At 62.2% G+C, this 2,030-nt stretch carries 1 protein-coding gene and 3 pseudogenes; all 4 read right to left on the bottom strand.

All coding sequences use genetic code 11. The features are described from left to right. A partial coding sequence (locus B7Z76_RS16180) for an IS701 family transposase (RefSeq protein ID WP_291345288.1) occupies nucleotides 1-893 on the bottom strand: 893 nt, incomplete at its 3' end. 59 nt (nucleotides 894-952) lie between these two features. After that, nucleotides 953-1,105 (bottom strand): annotated as a pseudogene (locus B7Z76_RS16175) (transposase); the annotation flags it as partial. Nucleotides 1,106-1,329: 224 nt separating this feature from the next. Next, a pseudogene (locus tag B7Z76_RS16170) lies at nucleotides 1,330-1,794 on the bottom strand (IS66 family transposase); the annotation flags it as partial. 98 nt (nucleotides 1,795-1,892) lie between these two features. Then, nucleotides 1,893-2,030 (bottom strand): annotated as a pseudogene (locus B7Z76_RS16165) (transposase); the annotation flags it as partial.

Below are 2,030 nucleotides of genomic sequence, written 5' to 3'. Positions count from 1 at the left end.
GAACCGATTCGCTGGGGCGCGCCATCAGCAATGCGTACCCTCATGGCGGCAAAGCGGGCTGTCAGACGCCCCTTTGTTCCCTTGCGCCAACCGAGCTGCCGCCACTTCGCGCCTTCGAGCATCGCTTGTGCCGCGATGGATTTGACGTCGGGCACATGACGCACCCGTGGGCGACCGCGGCCTGCGACCGGGAAGATCAGCTGCACATCCGCCGGATAGACCTTCTGGTGCCGGGGGATGCCGACAGCCCAGCAAAGGCCGCGTGTACTCAGCGCCTGCCGGAACGGAGCCGACAGCCCGTAACCGGCATCGGCCAGCACACAGCCGAAGCGCACGCCGGCAGCGATGACGCGATCGATCTCCTCGATCGCGATCTCAGGCTTTGTGCGGTATTCCTGGAAACAGGCAGGCACGCACGCCTTGTCCATGCGCGCGATATCGCTCGTCCAGCTTTCCGGCAGAAATAACCGCAAGCTCAGCATGAGCGGAACTTCGCCCGAAGCCAGCGTCACCGACACCAGCGTCTGACAGTTGGCATTCTTGCCGAGCGCCGTAGCATATTGCGGCGCGACGCCAACCGAAGCCTTACCCTTCTTGGGCAAGGCGGTGTCGTCGATGATCAGCCAGGCTTCATCGCCACCAACCAATTTATCCGCTTGGTCCCACAAGGTCGCTTCCAGTGGCGCGCTGTCCCACAGACCAGCCCCGATGAAATGATGCAGCCGGTCATAGGAAATGGCGTCCGATCGGGCCGCCATAGGCTGGATGCTTTTGCGATCACCCGGCCCGATCAAGCCTGCGATATAAGCCGGGCACATCCGTCGTCGCGTCTTGTTGTCCAGACTCGTCCATCGCCAGCCTCCATCAAAGCTGGCTCCCCATGAATCACCCAATCCGTGCCATGGGAACCCTAAAAATCAGATTTCCGCCAAAGTAGTGCTAGGCTCTGGACTCAACTGATCCAAGATGTGACGGCGAGGACAAGGCAAATACCAGCGAGGAAATTTCGTGCGGTTTTGTCATATCGTGTAGCGATGGCGCGCAAGTCCTTGAGCCTGCAGAAGGCGCGTTCGATGAGATTGCGCTTTCTGTAGGCGACGGGGTCGAAGGGCTGTAAGCGCAGTCTGAATGACGGTCTTGCTTTGGCGAGCGAGCGCTACGCTGCGGCTGGTAGAGCGGCCTGAGTTTTCCAGTTCCAGGGCAGCAGGGTGTCGATTTCGTTGGCCTTGGTATGGCCGGCGACAATGCGTTCGAGGATTTCGGTGAGCCAGCGAGCGGCTGGACGCCGCTGAGCTTGGCGGATCCGATCAGCGTCGCCATCAGCGCCCAGTGCTCTGCGCCGGTGTCGTTGCCGGCGAACAGGGCATTCTTCCGTCCCAGGGGGATCCGGCGGATCTCGCGCTCGACGGTGTTGGTATCGAGCTCGATCCGGCCATCGTCGAGGAAGCGGGTCAGCCCCTCCCAGTGCCGCATGACGTAGCGCATCGCCTTCGCCAGTTCCGATCCTTTCGAGATCCGCGGCAGTTGTTCGTCCAGCCACGCGTGCATCGCCTCGATCTCCGTGCGGGATCGCTCCCGCCGCATGGCGAGGCGGCGTTCGGCGGATTGCCCGCGGATCTCCGCCTCGATCGCATAGAGCCGCGCGATCCGGGCCAGCGCCTCGGCCGCGATCGGCGACTGCGTGGCCTGGTGGAATTCGTAGAAACCGCGCCGCGCATGCGTCCAGCAGAAGGCCAGCGCCAGGGCGTCGTCGGCGCGCTCCTTCACGACCTTGCCGAACCCGGCATAGAGCATCATCCGATCAGATAGAATCATCTGATCGGATAAAGATGCTCTAATTATCAATATAATAGAGCACGATATCCGATCCATCAGGATCGGAACGTGCTCTAGCCGTCCACCTGCAGAATGCCGCGGAATGAAGACAGATGCGCAGCCGGGCGCTCGCCCTTGCGATCGGTCGCATAGACGAAGGCAACCGCCGGCGGCGCCGGCCCACACCACGGGCGGTCATCGACCGCGTAGCACCA

Origin of the sequence: Acidiphilium sp. 20-67-58, assembly GCF_002255515.1 — a bacterium.
Classification (GTDB): domain Bacteria; phylum Pseudomonadota; class Alphaproteobacteria; order Acetobacterales; family Acetobacteraceae; genus Acidiphilium.
This window is presented reverse-complemented; position numbering and strand designations above follow the sequence as displayed.